Source organism: Acinetobacter sp. LipI_23 (assembly GCF_058243045.1).
This window is the reverse complement of the sequence record NZ_JBZAYJ010000001.1, coordinates 106,216-132,537: the sequence shown is the minus strand read 5'-3', so window position 1 is coordinate 132,537 and position 26,322 is coordinate 106,216. Positions and strand designations below refer to the sequence as shown.

The following is a 26,322-nucleotide window of genomic DNA, read 5'->3' as shown; positions in this document are numbered from 1 at the left end:
TTGAAGACTGCGAGTCTCAGCACATCTGACTCTCAATCTTCAGCGCGGACTAAATTACAGTCCAATTTCTTCCAATGTTTTGCCTTTGGTCTCTTCACCCAAAATCAAAATTACCGCTGCCACCGCAAGCAATACCACGGTAAACATCATGAAAATCGCACTAAATCCATTGCTCTGTACCATCATATGCGTCACCACCATCGGTGCGACAATGCCGCCCATACGACCAATGGCCGATGCCCAGCCCGAACCAAAAGCCCGGATATTGGTTGGATATTGTTCTGGGGTATAGGTATACAACACCCCCCATGCGCCAAGGTTAAAGAATGACATCAGACAACCCCAGAACATGATCATGCTCACAGTGTCAGCTTGACCAAAGAAATACGCTGAGACTGCACACATGCCAATAAAACCTGCCAAGGTTGCTTTGCGTCCCAGCTTTTCGACCAGCCATGCTGCGGCCACATAACCCGGAAGCTGTGCCAAAATCATCACCAGTACATATTCAAAAGACTGAACAATGCTATACCCCTGCTTCACCAGCAAACTGGGTAACCATGTAAAAATGCCATAATACGAATAAACAATGCCAAACCAAATCAACCATAACATCAAGGTTCTACGTGCAAATGCCCCCGACCAGAGCTGGGTAAAAGACACAGTCTTTTTTTCTGCCACCGGTTTAACGATGATATGTTCAATGACTTCCACACCGCATTGACGCTCAATCTGCTGCACCAAAGCGTGCGCTTCCACAATGCGACCACGGTTGATGAGATAAGGAATTGACTCAGGTACCTTGAACCAAATCACAATGGCATATAGTGCAGGAATCCCACCGATTAAGAAGGCCATATGCCAGTCAAATTTTGGAATCACAAAATACGCCACCAATGCAGCGCAAAGCCAACCTAGACCCCAAAAACTTTCTAGCAGCACGATAAAACGCCCACGCACCTGCGCAGGAATGTATTCACTGACCAAGGTCACCGCTACTGGCAACTGTCCACCTAAACCGAGACCCACAATAAAACGAAACACCAACAACCACGTTAAGTTCGGGGCAAAGGCACAGGCTGCCGTCGCTAAACTGTAAATCACTAGGGTCGCGGCAAAAACTGTTTTACGCCCAATACGATCGGCCAGACCACCTGAGCACACCGCACCAATCGCCATTCCGACAAAGCCAATGGAGACCACCCAACCTTTCTCGGTTGGGCTCATGTGCCAATCTTCGGCCATTTTTGCCAAAATAAAAGAAATCAGCCCCGTGTCCATGGCATCGAACATCCAGCCCAAGCCAATGACCCACAACAAGGTGTAGTGAAATTTACCGATCGGTAAGCGTTGTATGCGAGAAACTAAATCCATAGCTCGGCCTCTAAAGCGGGAAAAGATAACAGGCTGCTTCCTCAACAGCTTTATCATTATGTGCTTTTTTTATACAAATAAGGCAGTCAAATCGCCGTTATTTTAGCTCGCATCTTTCGAGGAAGCCGATTGTTCATCATCGTCTTGATAAATGAATTTTGGCATTTCTAAGCCAAAGTAAATCGCGATTAGACGTAAGCTAAAACCAAAGATCAAAGTCGAAATCACAGTCAGCTCAAGTGATAAACCGAGCTGAATGCAGCCCCAATAGAAAATCACCGCGACAAAAGAAATACTGGCATACAGCTCACGGCGGAACACCAAAGGGACGTCATTACACAAAATATCACGCAAGATACCGCCTGAGACTCCTGTCAGAACCCCTGCAACTGCAGATACCACAAAACCATGTCCCATTTCTAAGGCAATTTGACAGCCGATGATGGTAAAACCGATCAGGCCCAGAGCATCGAGGACCAAGAAAATGTTGCGTAAATGGCGCATCCACTTAGCAATCAAAATCGTCATAAAAGCGGCAAAACACGTCAGCATCAGATATTCAGGATGCTTGACCCAAGTCAGCGGATAATGTCCCAATAACACATCGCGGACAGAACCTCCGCCCAGTGCTGTGACACAGGCAATAATCACCACACCAAACCAATCCATACTACGCCGACCAGCCGACAGTGCACCTGTCATTGCCTCTGCTGTGATCGCTATAATATAAATAATAGTGAGTAACATCGCCTGGATTCCATATAGGCTAATTGATGCGCGCTATTCTAAGCCAAATTTGCTTAAAATTATAAAAATTGTGCACAACATTGTTTAAATTTTTTCCCTGAACCGCAGACACACGCTTGTTTCATGGTGATTTGCATTTCAGTGGTTGGATCTAAAAAATACCATGCTTCTGCATGTTTCACAAAATGTGAAATTTCATGATGTATCTGTGGCGATGTGCCATCATGATAATGGGCCTTGAACTCGACCATGGCATGGTTTTTATCGAGTTTTTCAATGGCCTGCACGACGTCTAACTTCAACCATTGGTTGCTTCGACTCCACTCAGCAATTGCTGCAACATCTAGAGCCTGTTGCTGCCCCAACGCTGTGGTTTTCACAATGTAATCAATTTGCTGTTTGGCAAAAGCACTATAACGTGAGCGCATAAGTTGAGTAGCACTCTGCGCACGGCTTTGTCCCAAATGCAATGGCTGACAGCATTGCTTATATTCACCCTGTCCACACGGACACTCAACATTACTCATGATTTTTCCATAAAAAATAGCTCGACATTGCGAGCTATTTTAATCTATTCAAACCAGATTACGGTTTGTTTTAAGATGATTCCTTGTGCAGATCTGACTTTGGAATCACATGCACTTTTTCAATTTTGTGCCCATCCATCGTCACCACTTCAAAAATACAACCATCTGCTTCAAGGCTAGAGCCATTTTCAGGTAAACGACCTAAATGAAAGAGGATATAGCCTGACAAGGTTGAGTACTGATCGGACTCATCGACCAAATCACGATCCAACAATAACGACACATGGCGAATATCGGTTGAACCATCGAGCATCAAGCTACCATCTTCTAAACTTTCAGCCACATTGTCTTCGGCATCTTCATCGGGGAACTCCCCTGCAATCGCTTCTAATACGTCAATCGGCGTGGCAATCCCTTCAATCGAGCCGTATTCGTTCAAGACCAAAGCCATTTGCAACGGTGCTTGACGCAATTGTTCCATCACCATCAGGACTTGCGCATTTTCATGCACAATCACAGGTTCACGTAAATGTTTATCAAAATCGAGTACACCGGTTTCGATATATTCATTCAAAACTTTATGGGTCAGCACCACACCTGCGATGTTGTCTAACTCGCCCCGTGCCACAATTAAACGCGAATGCGTAATGCTGAGTAGTTGTGATTTGATTGAAGCTTCTTCATCCTCTAAATCAATCCACTCCAACTCTGGACGTGGGGTCATCACGGACTTCACTGGACGTTCAGACAAACCCAGCACCCCTTGCACCAAGACACTATGATAGACCCCATTTTCAGGATCAAATACTTCATCCGCATAAGCGCGAGTTGCCAGGACATCTTCAGGCTCAGAGGCATGATCACTACTTTTACCGCCCAACATTCGCAGCACCGCAGATGCAGTTTTATAGCGAAGGTCTGTGGTGGTGACCATTTTTTCTTGATTACGGCGCATGGTTTGGTTGATGAATTCAACAATTACCGAGAAACCAATCGCGGCATATAAGTAACCTTTTGGAATATGAAAACCAAAGCCTTCTACAATCAATGAGAAACCGATCATCATCAAGAAGCCGAGACACAAAATCACTACGGTCGGATGTTTGTTGACAAATTCCATCAAGGCTTTCGATGCCCACAACATAATGCCCACGGCGATAATCACCGCAATCATCATCACAGACAGATGTTTAACCATACCGACTGCGGTAATCACCGAGTCTAAGGAAAACACAGCATCCAAAACCACAATCTGAACGATCACCATCCAAAACACAGCATTGGCTGGACTTTCTTCTTTCTGAACCACTTTGGCGTCAATACGTTCATGCAGTTCCATGGTGCCTTTAAACAGTAAGAACACCCCACCAAACAGAAGAATCAAATCCCGTCCTGAGAAAGGATGATCGAAGATATGGAACAGCGGCTCGGTCAGTGTCACCACCCAAGCAATTGAGGCCAACAGCACCAAACGCATTAAGAGTGCAAGGATCAAACCAACAACACGGGCCGTATTACGTTGTTCTGGTGGAAGTTTCTCCGCCAAAATCGCAATAAAAACCAAGTTATCAATCCCCAGCACGATTTCCAGCACCACTAAGGTGAGTAACCCCACCCACGCAGAAGGATCAGACATCCATTCAAATATCATGTGATCTGCTCCTGTCGAGGGGAAATATACGGTGCATAACGCAACTTAAGCGGATGAAAAGGAAGATTCAGCCCCAATGGCTGTAATTTTTTTTCGGAAAACTGAAGATGTCTTGAGCGACAACTACCACTACCCATGTTCGTTCTTGTGTTGTAAAACAGGAAATAAGTATAGGCAAGATCTACATGAAATTCATCTTTTTTTCAAAAGCGCACTGTTTTAAAAGATTTAACAAATTATTACCCGATTGTTAGATTAAATACAGCTTGCCGTCACATTTCTTGCTTAAACTAAGAGAGAAAAAGTAGATAAAGCAAAAGGTAAAAACATACGCCATGAATAGTGAATTAAAAATATCCTCTCTCAACACTGAAGTAAATGTTCAAACCACTCAACCTCTGATCGCACTTTACTGCGGTTCTCGTTCAGGTAATAAACCGATTTATCAAGAAAAAGCTATTGCACTGGCACAAGGTTTAGCTAAACAGGGTTTTGGTCTGGTTTATGGGGGTGCCAGTATTGGCCTCATGGGACAAGTGGCCGATGCCATGATTAGCCACGGCGGTGAAGCAGTCGGCGTCATTCCAGAATTTATGCTGGATTATGAAATTGCGCATCACCAACTGACCGAATTACATGTTGTACAAACCATGCATGAGCGCAAAGCCTTAATGGCCGAACGTGCAAGCGCCTTTGTCGCACTACCCGGTGGTTTAGGCACTTTTGAAGAAATTTTAGAAGTGGCAACCTGGGGACAACTCAACCAACACCAAAAGCCGATGATGATTTATAACGTCAATGGTTTCTATGACGCACTGATTACACAATTGGATCATGCAGTAGAAGAAGGTTTTCTACCGCCACAGCACCGCGCAAAAGTAATTGTATGCAACCATGCTGAACAGATTTATTCAGCCATTGCCAACCTCGGCAGCCCAGCGCACTTCGCTATTTAAATCCTTTTATTTATGCCATAAAAAAGCGAGCCTAGGGACTCGCTTTTTTAACATGTGCGTTTATTGCCCATAATGGGTGACAAAGTTATAGAACCACGGCAGTGTGGTCGCCAAAATCACGGACATGGCTAAACCAAACATCAATTTCATCGCATCTTTACTGACGTTACGCGAAGTGCGGTGTTTGTTCACTTCATCAAAAATCATCGACATTGCAAACTCACGACCTGCAAGTAAACCTAAGAATACCCATGTGGTACTCATTGGAATGTTACTCCACTCTTTGAACACCAACAAAATCAGGGCATACATAAAGTCAATAATAGTCGCTGCACGAATATCGGTGACACCTGTTTTGGTATCGACAATCTTCTGAATCGCACCACCACGTTGGTACAAAATTATCGCCAACAACACCACAAAGACCGTGATGGCAAACAGTAAAAATGAAAACGGCACTTGACGGGGTACATAGACGAAAATATTGGCCAAATCTTGAATCAGCCACTGACTCCACAGAAAAGCCGTAGAGACCCACTGTAGCCCAATCCAAATATGCGACGGTTCTTGATTACGGGTTTTCGCAAAATACTTTGCGACTTGTCGCATCACAAAACGATAGACAATAATCGCAACCACAAAAGCCACCGCATAGCCCATCATCGATTTCACCATCATCGAGCCTAAACTTGCAGGCGAGAAAATGGTTAAAACCAAGAAAGTGGTACTGACGGGAATTCCGTATTTGGTTAAAAATAGCAGTAAAATCGGTGGCACAATATAGAGCCACGTGACCCCACCCTCAGGAAAAGGGATCGTTTCTAAACGGCCATATGATGCATCACCCACACCGGATGCATACCAACCATAAATCAACACCACCACCAAAATGGTACTGATAAAGAGCCAAAGCACCCACCATGGACGATGTGCATTGGATGAAATAAACGTACCTAATGTCTGTGGCACATCATTTCCGACGATAGAATAAGCCGCTAAACAGAAGCCTATCACCATCAAAATTTCGATTGTCATAAAACCAACCTTTTGAATAATTTATTCCAAGACAGTGCCTTTGGACGTTTGCGAAAGATTATGACGGTTTTATTTCATTTTCATGACATCATTGTCATATATTTTTTGTAGCACCATAAAAAAGAGCACCGTAGTGCTCTTTTTCAAACGCAGAATTCAGCCTTTAATTGAGTTTGACTTCATAAACCACTGTACTACCACTGACTTCATTACCGACCACCAACAGCGGACGACCATTTGGTGAATTTTTCGCCTCGATGAAGATCAAACCTTCTGGGCCTAAGTCGCCTTGCTTCGTGACTTCTGTTTCCATGGTGTTGCGATGGTTCAGGTACTGAACAAATTTAGCCTGATTCGGGTTGCTAATGTCATACACCATGATGCCACTGGCACGCTCAAGTCCAATAAAGGCAAAGGTCTTTTCACCAATTTTACCCAAAGTCACGCCTTCAGGTTCAGGGCCTTTGTTGTCACTACGGTCATCAAATTTAAATGCTTCATGATTGCTATTAAATTGATGTGGAAACAACTCCGCAATTTTTCGCTCAAACTCACTCCCCGAGTCCCATACAATCTGCTTGGTTTCAGGGTCGACAATACTCACCGAACGGCCACCATAAGCATATAATTTGTCATAAGTCAGACGACCACTTTCATCTAGCTTCGGCAGACCTGTCAGTGGATCTTTTTGATAACCTTGCGTCCAACTAATGGTCAAACGTCCAATTTGTGAGTCTTTAATTAAATTGTTCGCACAGACTTCTGTTGCATCAGCCGTTTGACAAGGTTTAAACACCTCTGGGTTTAATTTTGCCCCTTTCACGCCCGGTGCAAGCTGACGTAAATGCGCTGCATAATCACCTTTGGCATCAAAACCTGCTTTTTTAAATAAATGTTTGATGCGTATCTCTTCTGCATAACCAGCATTTAAGTCCTCGCCTTCAAAGTATTTGGCTTCATCCCTTAGCCATTCACGGGCATCCCCTTCATTGGCTGTGACCAAATAGGTTTTACCGTTGGCTTGATATTGTGCAATGGCATCAGGCATATACATGCCATATAGCCCTGGCCAAGAACTAATATTAATCATGCCTGCATCTTTTGCACATTCTGTAATACTACGCCCCAAAGAGTCTTGACCAATAGCACAGTCACGGTCACTCCCATCCAAGGCATTTTCAGGCAAGCTATGGTCCTTGTAGCCCATCGGGAAAAGATCAACAAATTGATTCTTTTCTAGGTCTAAAACCCCAATGGCATTGTTTTCCTGCAAACTGACCCATGCTTTTTGACCATCAGCACTGACTGCGATGTACTCAGGTTCTAAATCTTGTGCAACGGTGGTCGTTTGAATACCTGCGGTCGCTACATTTGAGTATTGACTGATGTCTGGGCCAAAAATACGAATGCCTGCATCTAATAAGTCTTGTTTACGATCATTCCATGCGTGGAAGCCCGCAATGGTTGCTGTTGGTTTTTGAATATCTGAAATATCAATAATACTGACCGAACCTTCGGGATCGACTTGATAACCTTCATTCGGTTCCGCTTCATTCGCTACCAGTACTTTTCGACCATCAGGCGTGAAGGTCAACATATCTGGCAAAGCCCCCACGTTGACTTGGCTGATAAAAGAGAGATCCTGTGCTTTAAAAAAAGCCACAATACCCGTTTGGGTTTTATCCTCAGCCTGAACCGCAAGCGCCACGATGCCATTATGCACCGCGACACTATTCACTTCGGAATTAGATAAATAAGTTTTGGCATCCAAAGATTGAATATATGTCGGTTGCGCTGGTTGGGAGAAATCTAAAACATCAACCATGCCTTTTTGTGCATTCACCACGAACAGGCGCTTACTCGCAGCATCATAGGCGGGAATTTCAGCCGCACTCTGTCCAAATATCCCAGACTCATAACTTGCAAGATGAACCAGTTCAATACTATTCGGCGTGGCTTCCTCTACCACTGGTGGTGTGATGGTTTGCGCATCATCACTGTCATTGCATCCTGCTAAGCCCAACCCCATGCATGCTAAAAAAACGGCACTATAATTTTTATTCATCATGATCTAAATATCGGTTCAAATTTGACCAATGTATGACGCACGCGTTGCAAACACATGACGTAGAGATGTCAATTTGATGGCATGTGATAAATGCACATTCGCAACAACAGTCCAACTTAAATTAAGCTAAACTGTTTAAAAATTTCACTTTGTTGTATCTATGAACCAAACGCCGACCCATCAAGCACTCGCTCCTGAGTACCGTCTTTTGGTACTTCTGGTTTCGATTGGCTTTTTTATGCAAGGCCTAGATACCACCATTGTGAATACCGCTCTACCGGCTATAGCAGCCAGTTTGAATGAAGACCCGCTCCAAATGCATAGCGTGGTAGTGGCCTATGTGCTTGCCGTTGCTGCCTGTATTCCCTTGAGTGGCTGGCTCGCCGACCGTTTTGGAGTGCGCAATACCTATTTCAGTGCCATTATCATTTTTACCCTTGCCTCGCTGGGCTGTGGCTTTTCTGAAAGTTTAAATGAATTATTGTTCTATCGCTTGCTACAAGGCATCGGCGGTGCATTATTGCTCCCTGTTGGCCGTTTAGCCATGCTCAAGGTCATTCCGCGGACGCAGTTCTTATCGGCCATGAGTTTGATGAGTCTCGCGGGACTGATTGGCCCACTGATCGGTCCAACACTCGGGGGCTGGTTGGTCGAAGTCAGTACATGGCATTGGATTTTCCTGATTAACCTCCCCATGGGACTGTTAGGGGTTCTGATTAGCTTTAAAGCCATGCCGAATGTCACCGAGCAGAATGTGCAGCGTTTTGACTTTTGGGGTTTTATCCTGTTGGTGATCACCATGGCAGGACTATCTTTAGGGATTGAAAATTTTGCCAGTCCGCACCTGACTTTATGGTGGAGTATTGGGCTGATTGTACTGAGCTTGGCGACTGCGCTTTGGTATGCCTATCATGCACATACACATCAAAATGCGCTATTTCGCAGTAAACTGTTTCGTAACCGCATTTATGCCGTGGGTATTTTAGGTAACTTCTTTGCTCGCCTCGGTGGCAATGCCATGCCCTTTTTAATGCCACTCATGCTCCAAGTGGCTTTCGGCTTTGAACCTTTTGTGACGGGACTCTTGATGATTCCGACAGTATTGGGTTCACTGGCCTCCAAACCCATCATTCGTCACTTGATTCAGCGCTTCGGTTATCGCCACGTGCTTTTGGTTAACACCTTGTTGGTCGGTGCATGTATCGCCAGTTTTGCTCTTAATACCGCAGATACCCCAACCTGTCTGCGCGCGCTGCATTTCTTTGTTTTTGGTATGCTGAACTCCCTGCAATTTGTGTCTATGAATACCCTCACGCTGAAAGATTTACCGCAACAAGATGCCAGCAGTGGCAACAGTTTCTTGTCGATGATCATGATGGTATCGATGAGTATTGGCGTGGCTTTGGCAGGTACTTTAGTCAATGTCTTTACCGCATATTTGGGTACAGATCACATCGTCATGGCATTCCATAACACTTTAATTGTATTGGGCTGTATTAACCTGATTACCGCAGCTATTTTCTGGCATATCCCTAAAGATACCGTGGATGAATAACAGATACAAAGTGCTGCCATTCACTGACCATAATCATCATGGTCAGTTCCACAAATTCGAGCTATGATGATGAGCTAAAAACCAATACCTGCAAAAGCATGTCCGCAAGAAAAAAAGTTTCCACGCCGTCAAAAACCTCATATCCCTATTACATACTTGCCTGTGTAGTGATGCTATGTGTCGGACTGGGGATCACCTATTTTTTCTTGCAGAACAATGTCGCATCTGCCCAAGAGTATCCGGTAAAAGGCTTTGATGTGTCTCATCATCAGGGCGACATCCAATGGCAATCCATTTCTCCCCAAGAGTTTAAATTCGTCTATTTAAAAGCCACTGAAGGGGGCGATTTCAAAGACCGTAAATTTCAGGACAACTGGCTCAAAGCTCGTGAACAAGGCTTTTTGGTCGGGGCTTATCATTTTTATCGTTTATGTCGTGATGGCCAGATTCAGGCGCAGAACTTTATCGAAACTGTGCCGAAGAAAACCGATAGTTTGCCGCCTGTGATTGATTTGGAATATGACAGCAACTGTATCAACACCTATACCAGAGAACAGCTGCTCAAAGAAATTCAGGTCATGCACGACCAACTGTATAAACACTATGGCCTGCAACCCATTTTTTATACCTCTAAAGCATTTTATAATATTGTTTTGGTCAATGAATTTAAACAAACTCCCCTTTGGATTCGTGAATATCAAGGCCAGCCTGAGCTCAAAGGCAATCCGAAATGGACCTTTTGGCAACACACCAGCCAAGGTCAAATTAAAGGCATACCAACCTTGGTGGATCTCAATGTATTTCAGGGTTCAGAACAAGATTGGATCAGCTTTTTAGAGCGCCAAGGACTTTATCAACTGCCACAAAACTTACCAATCAAGTAAGCAGTTCCAAGCTCATCATTGAAGTTCAAATACAAAAAACACCAAGTCAAACTCTGTCGCTTATGCCACATACAGGACTACGCAATCGATCTGAATAGTGCAATACTGGTTTAGGTTTCAATATTAAAATTCAGCATGCGAAAAATCATTCACATCGACATGGATGCCTTCTATGCCTCGGTGGAGTTACTTGATCGTCCCGACTTAAAGCATTTACCTGTGGTGATTTCTTCACACCACCCTCGTGCCGTCATTGCAGCTGCATCCTACCCTGCACGTCGCTACGGACTCCGCTCTGCCATGTCGATGACTCAAGCCAAAAAACGCTGCCCTCAAGTGGTGGTGATTGAACCTAATTTCTCTAAATATCGTGCGGTCTCAGAGCAAATTCATGCAATTTTTCAGCGTTATACCACACTCATTGAACCGCTTTCCTTAGATGAAGCTTATTTAGATGTAACGGAAAATTTACAACAACTGGCCAGTGCCACAGAAGTCGCTGAACGCATCCGCGCTGATATTTTTCAAAGCACAGGACTGACCGCCTCTGCGGGTGTAGCACCGAATAAGTTTCTAGCCAAAGTTGCTTCGGACTGGAATAAACCCAATGGTATCTGCGTGATTAAACCCTCACAAGTTCAGCAATTTATTCAGCACTTGCCGCTTAAAAAAATCCCCGGAGTGGGTAAAGTCATGCAAGAAAAATTACATGCGCTCAAACTTGAAACTTTAGGTGATTTACAGCATGTGGATGAAAATGTCCTAATTCATCATTTTGGCAAATATGGCAAACAGCTCTATCTATATGCACAAGGGATTGATGAGCGCCCTGTACAAGCGGAACGAGAACGTCAGCAAATTTCAAAAGAAACCACTTTTGATGATGACTTAACCATTGAACAATGTCTCCCATTTTGGCCCAAGTTGATTGCGCAAGTCTGGCAAAGCTTAGAGAAAAAGCAACTGTATGCCCGCGGTGTCACCGTCAAAATGAAACTGAAAAACTTTCAAACCCTACAGCACAGTAAAAGCTTCAAAATGCCATTAAAGCATCAAACTGAACTGCAAATGACCTTAGATATCTTACTCAAAGAAATGCAAATCACACCGGATCAACAATTTCGTCTTATCGGTGTTGGGGTCTATGCACTTTCGACTCAAGAGCCTTTACCCCAGCTCTCTTTATGGTCTGACTGAATGCTCAATCAGTCACTTTTTAACCAAAAGAACAAAAATAATGCAATTTAGCATTCACAAACTGTGTTTTTAGAGTAATCTAATGACGCGCTGCATTTATCCATGTAACCGCTGAGATGCTAAAACTTACCTTTACTTTTAGCATACGTCCTGTGATTGGTGTGACGATCAAATCCGAAGATTACAGGACATCTCTGATATTTATCATGGGTAAAATACCTGCCTCAAAACACATTCAATACTTCTCACATCATTACAAAGTTCATTTCAATTTCACTTAAAATTCATTCGTCTAAAAAAAAGAAATTCAGTACACTCAAAATGATTTAACAATATTCAAAGACCAATGAATAATAAAAAACAGATCCTCTGTGTTGAAGATGATGCCGCAATTCTCATGCCCTTACGCTATGCACTCGAACGTGAAGAATGGCAAGTGACTTGGGCAAATACTGGCTCTCAAGCCATTGCCTTTGTTCAACAGCAAACTTTTGATTTTATTATCTTAGATGTAGGTTTACCCGATATAAACGGTTTTGATGTCTGTAAAAAAATTCGTCAGTTTAACCATACCCCACTACTATTTTTAACTGCACGAGATGATGAAATTGACCGAATCGTAGGACTGGAAATTGGTGCAGATGATTACTGTACCAAGCCTTTTAGCTCGCGTGAAATCGTGTCTCGTATTAAAGCCATTTGGCGCAGAATGGACATACAAAGCCAATTACAACCTGCTCAAAGCACGATTGAGACACAAACAATAATTGCGAAAACATGGCAATGTATTGATGAATCACTGCAAATTCATTATCAAGGCAGTGCCTTACAACTCACTCGTTATGAATACCGCTTATTAAAATTGTTAATCGATCATCCTGAACAAGTTTTTAGCCGTCAACAATTGATGGATCATATTTGGGAGCATCCTGAACACAGCTTAGAACGTACTGTCGATACCCATATCAAAAGTTTAAGACAAAAGCTCAAACACATTTCAGCTGAACATGACCCAATCACAACACATCGTGGTTTTGGTTATAGTCTAAAACGGATGTGATAGCACCATGTCGATTTTTATCCGTATTTGGTTTTTCTTTGGCTTAATTATCTTGCTTGGGTTGTGGTTTATGTCCTACACCTTTAACCAACAAGTGAAGCCCAATGTTCGCCAAGTGGTTGAAGACACACTCGCTGAAAATGCCAATATTATCGCCATGTTAGTGGCAGAAGATGTCTATGAAAATAAAGTCGGTACCGCACAATTTGATGAAAAAATTCAAAAGGCACTGAATCGTAAACTCAATGCCAATATTTGGCAGCACAATAAAAAAGAAATTAACCAACAAATCTATATTACAGATGCAAAAGGCACCGTGATCTATGATTCACAAGGTATCGCCACTGGACAGGATTATTCACGTTGGAATGATGTTTATCTAACACTGCAAGGTAAATACGGCGTACGTTCAACCCGCAGTTATGAGGGGGATCCGAATAGCAGTACCATGTTTATCGCTGCGCCCATTTATTATCAAACTGCTCAAAATCAGCAACAAAAATTGATTGGTGTGGTGAGTATTGGTAAACCGAATAGCTCTGTACAACCTTATATTCAACGTGCAGAAGATCAATTACTGCGCCAAGCTGCATGGATTACCCTACTCAGTCTTTTCCTTGCCAGTTTGGTCGCTTATTGGCTTAAACACAGTATTGACCGTGTTCGAAAATACGCTCAAGCGCTTGCTCCAGTGAATCAAACGCCTTATTTCCGTTCAGCCAAAGAACTGAATCAAGTGGCTCAAGCTGTTGAAAATATGCGTGAAAAACTCGAAGATCGTGCCTATGTAGAACATTATGTCAATACTTTAACCCATGAATTAAAAAGCCCACTCACGGCGATTCAAGCCAGTGCAGAGTTACTCAAAGAAGATTTGCCTTTAAATGATCAACAACAATTTGCACAGCACATTCATGCACAGAGCCAACGTTTAAAACTTTTGATTGATCGCATGTTATTGCTTACACGTTTAGAAAAATCCAAACATCAAATCGAACTTCAAAATTTTAACTTATCTAAGCTGATACAACAGGTTTTAGATCAACAAGCAAGCCAATTACAAAGTAAAAAAATTCAATGTTTATTGGATATCGAAGCGAACTGTATGATTCATGCAGATCGTTTTTGGTTACAACAAACCATTGCCAATATTTTGGATAATGCTCTAGATTTCTCGGCAGAATCTTCGAAAATCCTGATTCAATTGCATCGTCAAGCTCACCAAAGCATTCAATTACAGATTTTTAATGAAGGTGAATGGATACCTGAATACGCCCTCTCACAAGTCTTTGATACTTATTTTTCATTACCCCGTCCTATTACCCAACAACGCAGTTCAGGTATTGGTTTAAGCATTGTCAAACAAGTGATTGAACAACATCATGGGCAAATTCAAATTCAAAATATTCAGGAAAATAACATTGCTATTATTCAACCGCATCAGCAAGGCGTATTGGTCAGTATTGTTTTACCTTAACGAAGTTCTATAAATTTCTTAATAAAATGCTACTAGGAACGACTCAAATAAATTCGTAAAGCTTCACCTAAACTTCACATAAAGATCAAGGCCAATTCAAACAAAAACCATCTCACTTTCACATACTCAATCCTGAAAAAAACAAATCATCAGGAATCATTATGCGCTCTCATTTCCTTAGCCTTAAAATCATTGCGATTGTTATACTGGTCGCTATTTTCTGGATCGGCTTATTTTTCATTACCAGCCTTGTGTCAGAACGCCAAGACTACCAACAAGCATTCCTCAAAGAAATCTCACAAAATCATATTAGCCCACAAACCATTATTTCGCCCTATATACAAGTTCCGTATCAAGAGCAGAAAACCTGTTTGGATGAACAGAAGAAATCCTATGCATGTACAGAAGAAAACTGGATGTATATCGGTGCTGACAGTACTCAATGGACATCAAACTTTAATGTTTCAGATGATACTTACAAACGCACGATTTATCGCGCAATTAGTTATCAAGCCAATTTAACAGCGAAAGGAATCTTCCAAAAACCTCTATTAGAAAATAAAACCTATCTTTGGGATCGTGCTGAAATTATTTTCCCAGTCCATGACCCACGTGGTTTAGATCAGCAACCTACACTTAAAATACTCAATAAAAACTATGCTTTTGAAGTGAGCTCGCAAGGCAGTGATGGCTCAGGTTTTGATTTTATGAATATTTCAGCAAAGAAATATCCTGAATTGATCAATGCGATTCAAAATGGCTTTCACTTTGATTTAACGGCAAATTTGACAGGTTTAAATAGGTTTACGCTTATTCCAACCAGTCGTAGTGTGAGCTATCAAGCTAAAGGCAATTGGGCAGATATCAAATACGATGGTCAAAACCTCCCTTATGCAAAAACCAGCACTCAACAACAATTCAATGCGCAATGGAAAAATATAGCTTTAGGTCATCAAAACCTAAATAAATTCATGTATTGTGAAAGCAATGAATGTACTCGCCAATTCGCTCAAGGCAACTACGTTCAAACTGCAAATTCTACTGAGTATGAAATAGCTGGGCATGAAAAAATTGGCTTATCGACTGAGTTTTTAGAGTCGGTGAATGTTTATACTCAAACTGATCGTGCGATTAAATACGGTATTGTGATTATCATCATCACCTTTGGTTGCTTCTTCTTATTCGAAGTGCTTAAAGGCTTGAGAATCCACCCTATTCAATACTCATTGGTGGCAATGGCGCAAGGCATCTTCTTTGTTCTACTTCTTTCGATCAGTGAATATTATGCTTTTGCATGGGCATATATCGTAGCAGCATTGGCCTGTATCGGCTTAATGACATGGTACCTATACTTTGTGATGAAAGGATTTAAAGCTGCTGCTTTGTTTAGCATCATCTTAATGACCTTATACAGCATCATGTATATGTTACTGCAATCTTCAGGTAAGACCTTCTTAATAGGCTCAGTGATCTCGTTCATTATCCTCGCAGTCGTCATGTTTATTACGCGTCATATTGATTGGTACAGCATTGGGAATAAACCTACACCAACACTTAAACCTTATACCCCTTCTAATTCAGAATAGTTCTAATTTTAACTAGATAAGTGGTTTAAAACTTAGGCTTTTGCGGATGGCGACATGCCATCCGTAATTGAACGAAAACAATGAAATAACAATCGAATATCGAGATTGATCATGCAAACCCAAACTATCTATATTGCGACCTATATTCAAAAAGAGATACAGCTCCAACAATACTGTCCTTTGCAAAGTTCGATTGCATATTGTTTAAATCGGCTCAGAATGGCTCAAATTCATTTCTTAAACCTAGGTAACCTTATTGTCTGTCCCGAATACAATTGCGTATTGATCTTCCAAAATAAGTCTTTGATTCGTATTGATCCACTGGCAAGATCAGCACAAACTTAACTGATGATAATAAACTAGGTTTGCAGAATATTCTCGATCACGTAAACTTTAGATAATGAATCATGTTAGAGAAATATTATGGCTGTACAACGTTTTCATGTGTCAAATCGCTTTTCTGAAATTGCGATTGCTGGAAACCTCATCCATTTAGCAGGGCAATTGGCTTCTGACTTCGATTTAGACATTAAAGGGCAGACGCAACAAACATTGGACATGATCGACCAATTTCTTGCCGATGCAGGCACAGATAAAAGTCATATTTTATCGGTGACGATTTATTTAAAAGACATTGAAAATGACTATGCAGCGTTCAATGAAGTTTGGGATGCTTGGGTTGCAGACATTGATGCCTTACCCCGTACCTGTGTTGAAGCTAAACTTTATGATCCACGAGTATTGGTAGAGTTAACCGTTGTTGCAGTGAAACCTACATAAAAAATACACTCATCATAAAAACATGAGTTTTCATGTTTTTTATGATGGATGCTGAGATTCAGTTAGCCGATCAGACGTAATTTTCGAGTTTGTGCTGCATTATAGTAATCATATTTTTTGGTCGCATGCTTATCTTTAGTCAAACGCGATGAGGCATAGAGATCGCCATAAAAATCTTCACGTAACTGATGATAGTCAGGCACTTCTTCATAACGAATCACTTTATAGCCAGCCATATCGAGGATCGCATCCTGAAACTGTGCCTTTTGTGGACGTTTCAGTGAAAGCGGATCTTCTAAAGCAACCACTGCCAAAACTTGTTGTGCACTATCCATAATGACAAAATCAGCCACCAAATTGCGGTATTTATTTCGCGTACGCGAAAATTTTGTAGTCAGTAAGGCATCATAAGACACATGTGCCAGAACAGTATGATGCGGTAAAATTTCTTTCAAACGAGTATAAGTCAGTTGCTCATGCATACTAAAAATAGCACGTTGTCTTAATGCACTATCTTGCTGCTTGGTCTTAGGGATCAACGCTTTACTCGCTAAAATCATGACCAGTATCAACAACACGCTACCAATTACCATATAAGTTGTCATATTTTCATCCTTTTGATCTTTATTATAATTTTCGGTATCACAACCATTTTTATTCGATCAGTATAACCTACTGACCATTTATCCAAACCACGCAATAAAAAACTAAAGCTAAAATCAAACAAACGCTGATAAAACTAAACAATTTTTTGCAATGTCATTCGTTGTAACACGTTTTGTTTTAATCTGAATGAAATTTTGGCTCTTTAGCCTATCTACACTGTAATAGAGTGATTCATTCACGTGCAATATGATTCTTCGGATTGACCCAATTTTCCAGACGGATGGCAGAAAAGCCAATCTTTGAGCTATTTTTCTAACGCAATAAAAAAGATCGATCCTAAAAAAGGATGCCGTAGCATCCTTTTTTATATTCAATTGCCATTAAGCACGTGACTTAGACTTTGGTTTTGACTTTGAATGTCCAAATGGCTTCTTGGCGTCACCTGTTTCACGCGGCGGCAAACCTGTATGCTGCGTTAAAATCTGACCACGTTCAGGACGCTTCTTGGTATTTGATGGATGCGATTGATTTTTCGCTTGTTGGTTACGGCTATCACCATTACGTTTTTGCGAATCACCATCCACGGTTGAGTTTTTCTTCCGAGCAGACTGATACTGACCTTCTGTCCCTTGCGGTTGATAGGTTGGAATCAAATGCTGTTTCGAGTTACCAATCAAGTCTTGGCGGCCCATCTCTTTTAAAGCATCGCGGAGTAAAGGCCAGTTGTTTGGATCATGATAACGTAAGAAGGCTTTATGCAGACGACGACGCTTCTCACCTTTCACAATATCCACATCTTCAGTATAACGTGCCACTTTTGCTAGTGGGTTTTTACCTGTGTGATACATGGTGGTCGCTGTGGCCATTGGTGATGGATAAAAAGTTTGTACCTGATCGGCACGGAAACCATTTTTCTTCAGCCAAATCGCCAAATTCATCATGTCATATTCAGTCGTACCCGGATGCGCTGCAATAAAGTACGGAATCAGATACTGTTCTTTACCTGCTTCCTTACTGAAACGATCAAACATTTGCTTGAAACGATCATAGGTCCCGATGCCCGGTTTCATCATCTTAGACAATGGACCTTTTTCGGTATGTTCAGGCGCAATTTTTAAATAACCACCGACATGATGCTGCACCAATTCTTTAACATATTCAGGGTTTAACACCGCTAAGTCATAGCGTAAACCTGAGCCAATCAGAATCTTTTTGATGCCTTTAATGGCACGTGCTTTACGATATAGCTGCGTTAAAGGTGCATGGTCGGTATGTAGGTTTTGACAAACACCCGGATACACACAGGATGGTTTACGACAGTTCTTTTCAATTTCAGGGTCTTTACAGTGCAAACGATACATGTTTGCTGTAGGCCCACCCAAGTCAGAAATGATGCCAGTAAAGCCGGGTGCAGTATCACGAATCTTTTCAACTTCACGTAAAATTGATTCTTCTGAACGGTTTTGAATGATGCGTCCTTCATGTTCTGTAATCGAACAGAAGGTACAACCCCCAAAACAGCCACGCATAATGTTGACTGAAAATTTGATCATGTCAAATGCAGGGAAACGCGCATCAGCATAGACAGGATGCGGTAGACGTGCATAAGGTAAATCAAACACATAGTCCATTTCTTCCGTCGTTAACGGAATCGGTGGAGCATTTAACCAAACATCACGCTCGCCATGCTTTTGTACCAAAGCACGCGCATTGCCCGGATTGGTTTCAAGGTGCAAAATACGGTTGGCATGTGCATATAAAACGGGATCATCTGCCACTGCTTCAAATGCAGGCAAACGAATCACAGCCAGTTCACGCGGCGGTAATTTATGTTTAATTGCCTTTGAAGACGGCTGTAATTGCATAATTTGTGTATCAGGATCGAGTTGATCCCCTTCACGAACAATTTGATTTGTCACAATTTCTTTTTGGAAATTTTGATATTGGGTTAAAGAATTACCCTTATCTTTTTCAATTTCACAGCCATCTAAATCTTCAGTCATCACATAAGGATTGATAATCGGATCGACACGGCCAATGGTATCCACATCATTTGATGCAATTTCCACAAACTTGGCTTTAGATGGACGGTTTAACTTATTCACGATAAATGCCGTGCCACGCACATCTGTAATTTCGTGAATTTTTTCGCCTTTGGCTAAGCGATGCATCACCTCAGTAATTGAACGCTCACCATTACCATACATCAAAAGATCGGCTTTTGAGTCCATCAACACTGAACGGCGAACTTTGTCTGACCAATAGTCATAATGTGCAATACGACGTAAAGACGCTTCAATTCCACCTAACAATACAGGTACATCTGGAAATGCTTCACGCACACGTTGGCAATATACGGTTGCTGCACGGTCTGGACGTTTATTAGGTAAATTATCTGGTGAATAGGCATCATCAGAACGGATTTTACGATCAGCCGTATAACGGTTGATCATCGAATCCATGTTCCCAGCAGTCACACCCCAAGCGATATTTGGCTTACCCAAAACGCGGAATGCTTCAACATTAGTCCAATCAGGTTGTGCAATAATCCCGACACGGAAACCTTGTGCTTCTAACGTACGGCCAATAATGCCCGAACAAAATGATGGATGGTCGATATACGCATCACCACAGACCAAAATAAAGTCACAACTATCCCAACCGAGTTGGTCCATTTCCTCGCGCGACATCGGCAAAAATGGCGCAGGTTCAAAACATGACGCCCAATATTTGTCGTAATCAAACAACGCTTTAGGCGCGGTCTGCATAGTATAAGCAGTAGACATGGCTAGCAATTCTCGGCTGGCAGATGAAAGATCTTAAATAAAGATCAAAGATGAAAGCCGATCATTTTACCATGAATTACATTCAGCTTGCTTGGTTAAAAAAGCATCATATACAGCACGTTATCATTTATTTTTTTATGCAAACGTAATTTCGAAGTTTTTATTTAAAAAGAAACAATTCGACAGTGAAGAGACAAAAGCTGCCCCTTCATTCCTTAAAGAATAAAGACCAAAGTCCAATCACTTGGGACAGCAAGCAATACATCGAGACCCAACAGATTCCGCTGAATAACGCAGCAAAGAATAAAAAAAGTAACATCAACTATAGCTATACCGATCTCTCAGAATATCCCTCACTTTATATAGTTTTTATTTAAGATATCATCATTTCCTTATAAGATTCTGATATTTAGATTAATGAAAAATGCTGCTAAAAATAAACACCATCTTTCATCATGTAAAAACTCAAATCAGTTCAGTTCTTTCATACCAACTTTATTATTTTTGAGCAGTCGATAAATCCATACTTTCATCATGTAAAAACTCAAATCAGTTCAGTTCTTTCATACCAACTTTATTATTTTTGAGCAGTCGATAAGTCCATAATCAACTTTGTAGCTAAATATAAACGCGGCACAATACTTTCGACTAAAATATATTCAGCATTATTCGAATGTGCACCATCACCAGATAAGCCCATGCCTTCTAAAATCGCTGCTTTCGAATTTAAGCCAGCAAATGCGGCATCTGTACCACCACCTGTTGCTTCAGCTAAGACCTTCATTGGTAAGTTAAAATCAGTTTTGTAAATAAGCTGTGCTTGTTCAGCCAATTTTTTTGCCTGTGGATTTGCCATTAAAGGTGGGCGACGCATTTCAAACTTTAACTTAACTTCACTATCAGCTAACTTTTTATGTTTAATCCTTTCCTGTAATACACGTTCCACTTGCTGAAAATCTTTAACTTGCAAAGCACGAACATCTGCTTGTGCAGTCGCAAGGTCTGGAATCACGTTACGCACTTTACCTGCACTCGCTACAGTCCAGTTTAATTTCAACCCTGTTTTAGGATTCGATAAATCTTGTAACTGTAAGATTTGATGTGATAATTCTGTCAGTGCATTTATGCCTGCTTCAGGCTTAACCCCTGCATGTGCAGATTTCCCGTGAACCTCTAAATATGCTGCACCAATCCCACTGGTAGCTAATCGTAAACTACCATCTTTGCCACCACCTTCAAATGACAAAACCACATCTTGGTCTTGTGCAGTTTCAGTAATCAGTTTGCGTGAACCTGGCGAACTGATCTCCTCATCGGAGTTAAGTAAGACTGTGATCGTGCCATAATCTTGATAATTCAACTTTTTCAAAAGATCAAGCGTATGAATAATCGCAGCAACTCCCTGTTTATCATCTAAAATTCCAAGACCAAAAACTTTATCTCCTTCCATTTTAAAAGGTTGGTCTTTCAACATTCCTGTTAAATACACCGTATCCATATGAGCAATTAGCATAATTTTACTGCTGCCTTTACCCTTTAAAACAGCTTTTACCATTGGACCAGTCTGTTGGGGCGTATCATCCATACGATATATATCTTTAGCTTCTACAATACTGACCTCAGCACCTGTCGTTTTTAATTGTTCGGCGACATATTTAGCGATCTTATTCACGCCGACAAGATCTTTACTCCCCGACTCAATATTGACTAAAGCCTCTAGAGTATTTAAATAATTCTTTTTTTCTGACTCAACCAGATGTTTGACCTGATCATTAGATACAGCATGTACTTGCCCAAAAGCTAAACAGCTCAACAACGCACATGAGATTAAAGGAAGTTTTTTCAGTTGATATTGAATTTTATTAGACATACTCATTATTCCATTTAAAGATATTGCTAACAAACTATGAACATTTCATCGACTATTCAATATTTTTAAAAATCTAAAAATAAAAATGTTAGATAGATTAAATGTCATAATCGATAAATAAGTAAATCAGTATGTAGAAACCTATCCTAATTCTCAATTAGACGATTGATTCATTTATTATTTAATTTTTTCAGCATAAAAAAATCCCCCTAACCGTTAAGTTAGGGGGATTTGAATTAATGAGCTGGCGATGACTTACTCTCACATGGATAACTCCACACTACCATCAGCGCTAAGAGGTTTCACTTCTGAGTTCGGGAAGGGATCAGGTGGTTCACTCTTGCTATTGTCGCCAGCACAACTGTTTATGACTATTCGTTGGGTCTAACCTCAGAGCAGTGCTCTTCGTGCCTAACTTTCATCAAATGAGTTATTAACAGGTATATTTGAGTTGATTTTAACATAAAGCATAGCTTTATGTCTTGCGCTCGGACAAACATAATTAATGTTTGTTTATTCCTCGCTCATGTATCTAGCTTTATAACTAAATCAAGTTGTTTGCAGTGATTTGAACCACAACACCAACTGTTTGGGTGTTGTATAGTCAAGCCTCACGAGCAATTAGTATTGGTCAGCTTCACATATCACTATGCTTCCACATCCAACCTATCAACGTCGTAGTCTTCAACGGCTCTTTAGAGGACATAAAGTCCTAGGGAAATCTTATCTTGAGGTAGGCTTCCCGCTTAGATGCTTTCAGCGGTTATCCCTTCCGAACATAGCTACCCGGCGATGCGACTGGCGTCACAACCGGTACACCAGAGGTTCGTCCACTCTGGTCCTCTCGTACTAGGAGCAGATCCTCTCAAATTTCCAACGCCCACGGTAGATAGGGACCGAACTGTCTCACGACGTTCTAAACCCAGCTCGCGTACCTCTTTAAATGGCGAACAGCCATACCCTTGGGACCTGCTTCAGCCCCAGGATGAGATGAGCCGACATCGAGGTGCCAAACACCGCCGTCGATATGAACTCTTGGGCGGTATCAGCCTGTTATCCCCAGAGTACCTTTTATCCGTTGAGCGATGGCCCTTCCATACAGAACCACCGGATCACTAAGACCTACTTTCGTACCTGCTCGACTTGTGGGTCTCGCAGTTAAGCGCGCTTTTGCCTTTATACTCTACGCGTGATTTCCGACCACGCTGAGCGCACCTTCGTACTCCTCCGTTACTCTTTAGGAGGAGACCGCCCCAGTCAAACTACCCACCAGACATGGTCCTCGTCCCGGATAACGGGACAGAGTTAGAACCTCAATATTACCAGGGTGGTATTTCAAGATTGGCTCCACCGAAACTAGCGTCTCGGTTTCAAAGCCTCCCACCTATCCTACACAAGTAAGATCAAAGTTCAATGTCAAGCTGCAGTAAAGGTTCACGGGGTCTTTCCGTCTAGCCGCGGGTACACCGCATCTTCACGGCGAATTCGATTTCACTGAGTCTCTGCTGGAGACAGCGCCCCCATCATTATGCCATTCGTGCAGGTCGGAACTTACCCGACAAGGAATTTCGCTACCTTAGGACCGTTATAGTTACGGCCGCCGTTTACTGGGGCTTCGATCAAGAGCTTCGCTTACGCTAACCCCATCAATTAACCTTCCAGCACCGGGCAGGCATCACACCCTATACGTCCACTTTCGTGTTTGCAGAGTGCTATGTTTTTAATAAACAGTTGCAGGGGCCTGGTTTCTGTGGCTGCCAATAGCTCAAGGAGTAAATCCTATCACCGTCGGCAGCGTACCTTCTCCCGAAGTTACGGTACCATTTTGCCTAGTTCCTTCAGCAGAGTTCTCTCAAGCGCTTTGGTCTACTCGACCTGACCACCTGTGTCGGTTTCGGGTACGATTCCTATGTAACTGAAGCTTAGAGACTTTTCCTGGAAGCATGGTATCAGCCACTTCACTGTACAAGTACAGCTTGCTATCAGTTCTCAGCATACAGTACCCCGGATTTGCCTAAGATACATGCCTACAACCTTCCACCTGGACAACCAACGCCAGGCTGACTTAACCTTCTCCGTCCTCTCATCGCATTACATAGAAGTATTGGAATATTAACCAATTTCCCATCGACTACGCCTCTCGGCCTCGCCTTAGGGGTCGACTCACCCAGCCCCGATTAACGTTGGACTGGAACCCTTGGTCTTTCAGCGTGCGAGTTTTTCACTCGCATTGTCGTTACTCACGTCAGCATTCGCACTTCTGATACCTCCAGCATACTTCTCAATACACCTTCATCGGCTTACAGAACGCTCCCCTACCACTTGCAATAAATTGCAAATCCGCAGCTTCGGCATATAGTTTTAGCCCCGTTACATCTTCCGCGCAGGCCGACTCGACTAGTGAGCTATTACGCTTTCTTTAAAGGGTGGCTGCTTCTAAGCCAACCTCCTAGCTGTCTATGCCTTCCCACATCGTTTCCCACTTAACTATAATTTTGGGGCCTTAGCTGGCGGTCTGGATTGTTTTCCTCTTGACTACGGACGTTAGCACCCGCAGTCTGTCTCCCGGATAGTACTCATTGGTATTCGGAGTTTGCATCGGTTTGGTAAGTCGGGATGACCCCCTAGCCGAAACAGTGCTCTACCCCCAATGGTATTCGTCCGAGGCGCTACCTAAATAGCTTTCGGGGAGAACCAGCTATCACCGAGTTTGATTAGCCTTTCACCCCTATCCACAAGTCATCCCCTGGCTTTTCAACGACAGTGGGTTCGGTCCTCCAGTTAGTGTTACCCAACCTTCAACCTGCTCATGGATAGATCACCCGGTTTCGGGTCTACACCCAGCAACTAAACGCCCTATTAAGACTCGATTTCTCTACGGCTCCCCTATGCGGTTAACCTCGCTACTGAATGTAAGTCGCTGACCCATTATACAAAAGGTACGCAGTCACCGAACATGTCGGCTCCCACTGCTTGTATGCATGCGGTTTCAGGATCTATTTCACTCCCCTCACAGGGGTTCTTTTCGCCTTTCCCTCACGGTACTGGTTCACTATCGGTCAGTCAGGAGTATTTAGCCTTGGAGGATGGTCCCCCCATATTCAGACAAGGTTTCACGTGCCCCGCCCTACTCGACATCATCATATCAGCCCTTTCGTGTACAGGACTATCACCCACTATGGTTGCACTTCCCAGAGCATTCCACTAAAACTGATATGACTTAATGGGCTTTTCCCCGTTCGCTCGCCGCTACTGAGGGAATCTCAATTGATTTCTTTTCCTAAGGGTACTGAGATGTTTCACTTCCCCTCGTTCGCCTCGTATGACTATGTATTCATCATACGATACCTGCCTTATGACAGGTGGGTTTCCCCATTCAGAAATCTCCGGATCACAGGATATTTGCCGCCTCCCCGGAGCTTATCGCAGGCTATTACGTCTTTCATCGCCTCTGACTGCCAAGGCATCCACCACATGCACTTAATTACTTGACTATACAACCCCAAACAGTCGTTAATCCCTACAAGTAGGATTAAGACAGTCTATGATGATTTCTCATCACTTCCTTACAGTTTGTTGTTCTGTGTACTTAAACACTGTACAGCTTCAATTCAATTCACATACCAAAACGCTTGATTCAGTTAATTTCGCTAGTAACTCATTTCTCCAATCTTCATCAATCAGTAATAAATCACTGTTAATGTCGATCTTAAAAATGAGTATGAACAAATTATTTCAACTCAAATATATTCTGTTAATGATTTTTCCAGCCTTCGTCAGGTCAGGAAACTGTGATAAATCACAGAGATTAATAACAACGAAGCGCATTCTACGCTTTATTATCACTAAGCTCTATAAGCTATCAGTTCGTTTGCTTAATGTTTAACTCATTGCATCGCAATGAGTGGTGGAGACTAGGAGAGTCGAACTCCTGACCTCCTGCGTGCAAAGCAGGCGCTCTACCAACTAAGCTAAGTCCCCAGCTTATCAATAAGTCAATGTTTCTGTTTTCTGTATTCAGCATTTAATAATGCTTGTTAGTCAGATTTGGTGGGTCTGACAAGACTTGAACTTGTGACCCCACGCTTATCAAGCGTGTGCTCTAACCAACTGAGCTACAGACCCTCAGATACATCGTCATGAAGAACAACTTGTTGTGGATT

General features: G+C 42.3%; 18 protein-coding genes, 2 tRNA genes and 2 rRNA genes. 9 read left to right on the top strand and 13 right to left on the bottom strand.

Going from position 1 to position 26,322, the window contains the following annotated elements; translation table 11 throughout:
• Positions 1-54 precede the first annotated feature (54 nt).
• The 4 genes from niaP to AC4CVD_RS00650 form a co-directional block, all read right to left on the bottom strand.
• Complete coding sequence (gene niaP / locus AC4CVD_RS00665) at positions 55-1,374, bottom strand: niacin transporter NiaP (RefSeq protein ID WP_419381226.1); 1,320 nt, start codon at positions 1,372-1,374, stop codon at positions 55-57.
• A gap of 102 nt (positions 1,375-1,476) precedes the next feature.
• Positions 1,477-2,121, bottom strand: a complete 645-nt coding sequence (locus tag AC4CVD_RS00660) for a trimeric intracellular cation channel family protein (RefSeq protein ID WP_004692884.1) — start codon at positions 2,119-2,121, stop codon at positions 1,477-1,479.
• A 59-nt stretch (positions 2,122-2,180) separates the two neighbouring features.
• Entirely contained in the window at positions 2,181-2,648 is a 468-nt protein-coding gene (locus AC4CVD_RS00655) for a YchJ family protein (protein WP_419381227.1), read from the bottom strand.
• A 70-nt stretch (positions 2,649-2,718) separates the two neighbouring features.
• Complete coding sequence (locus tag AC4CVD_RS00650) at positions 2,719-4,299, bottom strand: TerC family protein (protein WP_004978531.1); 1,581 nt, start codon at positions 4,297-4,299, stop codon at positions 2,719-2,721.
• Between the two features lie 335 nt (positions 4,300-4,634).
• On the opposite strand from AC4CVD_RS00650, the gene AC4CVD_RS00645 reads away from it, so the two are divergent.
• Positions 4,635-5,255, top strand: coding sequence for an LOG family protein (locus tag AC4CVD_RS00645; protein WP_004692887.1), 621 nt, complete (start codon positions 4,635-4,637; stop codon positions 5,253-5,255).
• Between the two features lie 60 nt (positions 5,256-5,315).
• On the opposite strand, the gene AC4CVD_RS00640 is transcribed toward AC4CVD_RS00645, so the two are convergent.
• Positions 5,316-6,290 carry a hypothetical protein gene (locus tag AC4CVD_RS00640; protein WP_125273442.1) on the bottom strand — a complete coding sequence of 325 codons (975 nt, stop codon included), beginning with the start codon at positions 6,288-6,290 and terminating at the stop codon, positions 5,316-5,318.
• Positions 6,291-6,453: 163 nt separating this feature from the next.
• The gene (locus AC4CVD_RS00635; RefSeq protein WP_490751707.1) at positions 6,454-8,358 is read right to left on the bottom strand and encodes a choice-of-anchor I family protein; all 1,905 of its coding nucleotides are present in this window, start codon (positions 8,356-8,358) and stop codon (positions 6,454-6,456) included.
• Positions 8,359-8,518: 160 nt separating this feature from the next.
• Here AC4CVD_RS00635 and mdtD point away from each other — a divergent pair, with 160 nt between their 5' ends.
• The 8 genes from mdtD to AC4CVD_RS00595 all read left to right on the top strand — a co-directional run bounded on the left by mdtD (position 8,519) and on the right by AC4CVD_RS00595 (position 16,897).
• On the top strand, positions 8,519-9,913 hold the full coding sequence (gene mdtD / locus AC4CVD_RS00630) for a multidrug transporter subunit MdtD (protein ID WP_490751705.1): 1,395 nt from the start codon (positions 8,519-8,521) through the stop codon (positions 9,911-9,913).
• 98 nt (positions 9,914-10,011) lie between these two features.
• A complete protein-coding gene (locus AC4CVD_RS00625) occupies positions 10,012-10,797 on the top strand; it encodes a glycoside hydrolase family 25 protein (RefSeq protein WP_490751703.1) in 786 nt (261 codons plus the stop codon).
• A 135-nt stretch (positions 10,798-10,932) separates the two neighbouring features.
• A complete protein-coding gene (gene dinB, locus AC4CVD_RS00620) occupies positions 10,933-11,994 on the top strand; it encodes a DNA polymerase IV (RefSeq protein WP_114836646.1) in 1,062 nt (353 codons plus the stop codon).
• A gap of 346 nt (positions 11,995-12,340) precedes the next feature.
• On the top strand, positions 12,341-13,054 hold the full coding sequence (gene creB / locus AC4CVD_RS00615; RefSeq protein ID WP_078425955.1) for a two-component system response regulator CreB: 714 nt from the start codon (positions 12,341-12,343) through the stop codon (positions 13,052-13,054).
• Positions 13,055-13,061: 7 nt separating this feature from the next.
• A complete protein-coding gene (gene creC, locus AC4CVD_RS00610) occupies positions 13,062-14,531 on the top strand; it encodes a two-component system sensor histidine kinase CreC (protein WP_114836648.1) in 1,470 nt (489 codons plus the stop codon).
• Positions 14,532-14,692: 161 nt separating this feature from the next.
• A complete protein-coding gene (creD, locus tag AC4CVD_RS00605) occupies positions 14,693-16,117 on the top strand; it encodes a cell envelope integrity protein CreD (protein WP_419282474.1) in 1,425 nt (474 codons plus the stop codon).
• Between the two features lie 111 nt (positions 16,118-16,228).
• The gene (locus AC4CVD_RS00600; RefSeq protein ID WP_114836650.1) at positions 16,229-16,462 is read left to right on the top strand and encodes a hypothetical protein; all 234 of its coding nucleotides are present in this window, start codon (positions 16,229-16,231) and stop codon (positions 16,460-16,462) included.
• Positions 16,463-16,540: 78 nt separating this feature from the next.
• Positions 16,541-16,897 (top strand): RidA family protein, encoded by a 357-nt coding sequence (locus AC4CVD_RS00595; protein WP_114836651.1) that lies wholly within the window; start codon positions 16,541-16,543, stop codon positions 16,895-16,897.
• Between the two features lie 62 nt (positions 16,898-16,959).
• On the opposite strand, the gene AC4CVD_RS00590 is transcribed toward AC4CVD_RS00595, so the two are convergent.
• The 7 genes from AC4CVD_RS00590 to AC4CVD_RS00560 form a co-directional block, all read right to left on the bottom strand.
• Positions 16,960-17,502, bottom strand: coding sequence for a DUF2726 domain-containing protein (locus AC4CVD_RS00590; protein ID WP_114836652.1), 543 nt, complete (start codon positions 17,500-17,502; stop codon positions 16,960-16,962).
• A 381-nt stretch (positions 17,503-17,883) separates the two neighbouring features.
• Positions 17,884-20,289, bottom strand: a complete 2,406-nt coding sequence (locus tag AC4CVD_RS00585; RefSeq protein WP_490751699.1) for a YgiQ family radical SAM protein — start codon at positions 20,287-20,289, stop codon at positions 17,884-17,886.
• Between the two features lie 577 nt (positions 20,290-20,866).
• A complete protein-coding gene (locus AC4CVD_RS00580; protein WP_419381390.1) occupies positions 20,867-22,159 on the bottom strand; it encodes a M20/M25/M40 family metallo-hydrolase in 1,293 nt (430 codons plus the stop codon).
• A 242-nt stretch (positions 22,160-22,401) separates the two neighbouring features.
• Positions 22,402-22,516: ribosomal RNA gene (gene rrf, locus AC4CVD_RS00575) — 5S ribosomal RNA — on the bottom strand.
• Between the two features lie 243 nt (positions 22,517-22,759).
• A 23S ribosomal RNA gene (locus AC4CVD_RS00570) occupies positions 22,760-25,653 on the bottom strand.
• Positions 25,654-26,064: 411 nt separating this feature from the next.
• A tRNA-Ala gene (locus tag AC4CVD_RS00565) sits at positions 26,065-26,140 on the bottom strand.
• A gap of 67 nt (positions 26,141-26,207) precedes the next feature.
• A tRNA-Ile gene (locus AC4CVD_RS00560) sits at positions 26,208-26,284 on the bottom strand.
• Positions 26,285-26,322: the final 38 nt, after the last annotated feature.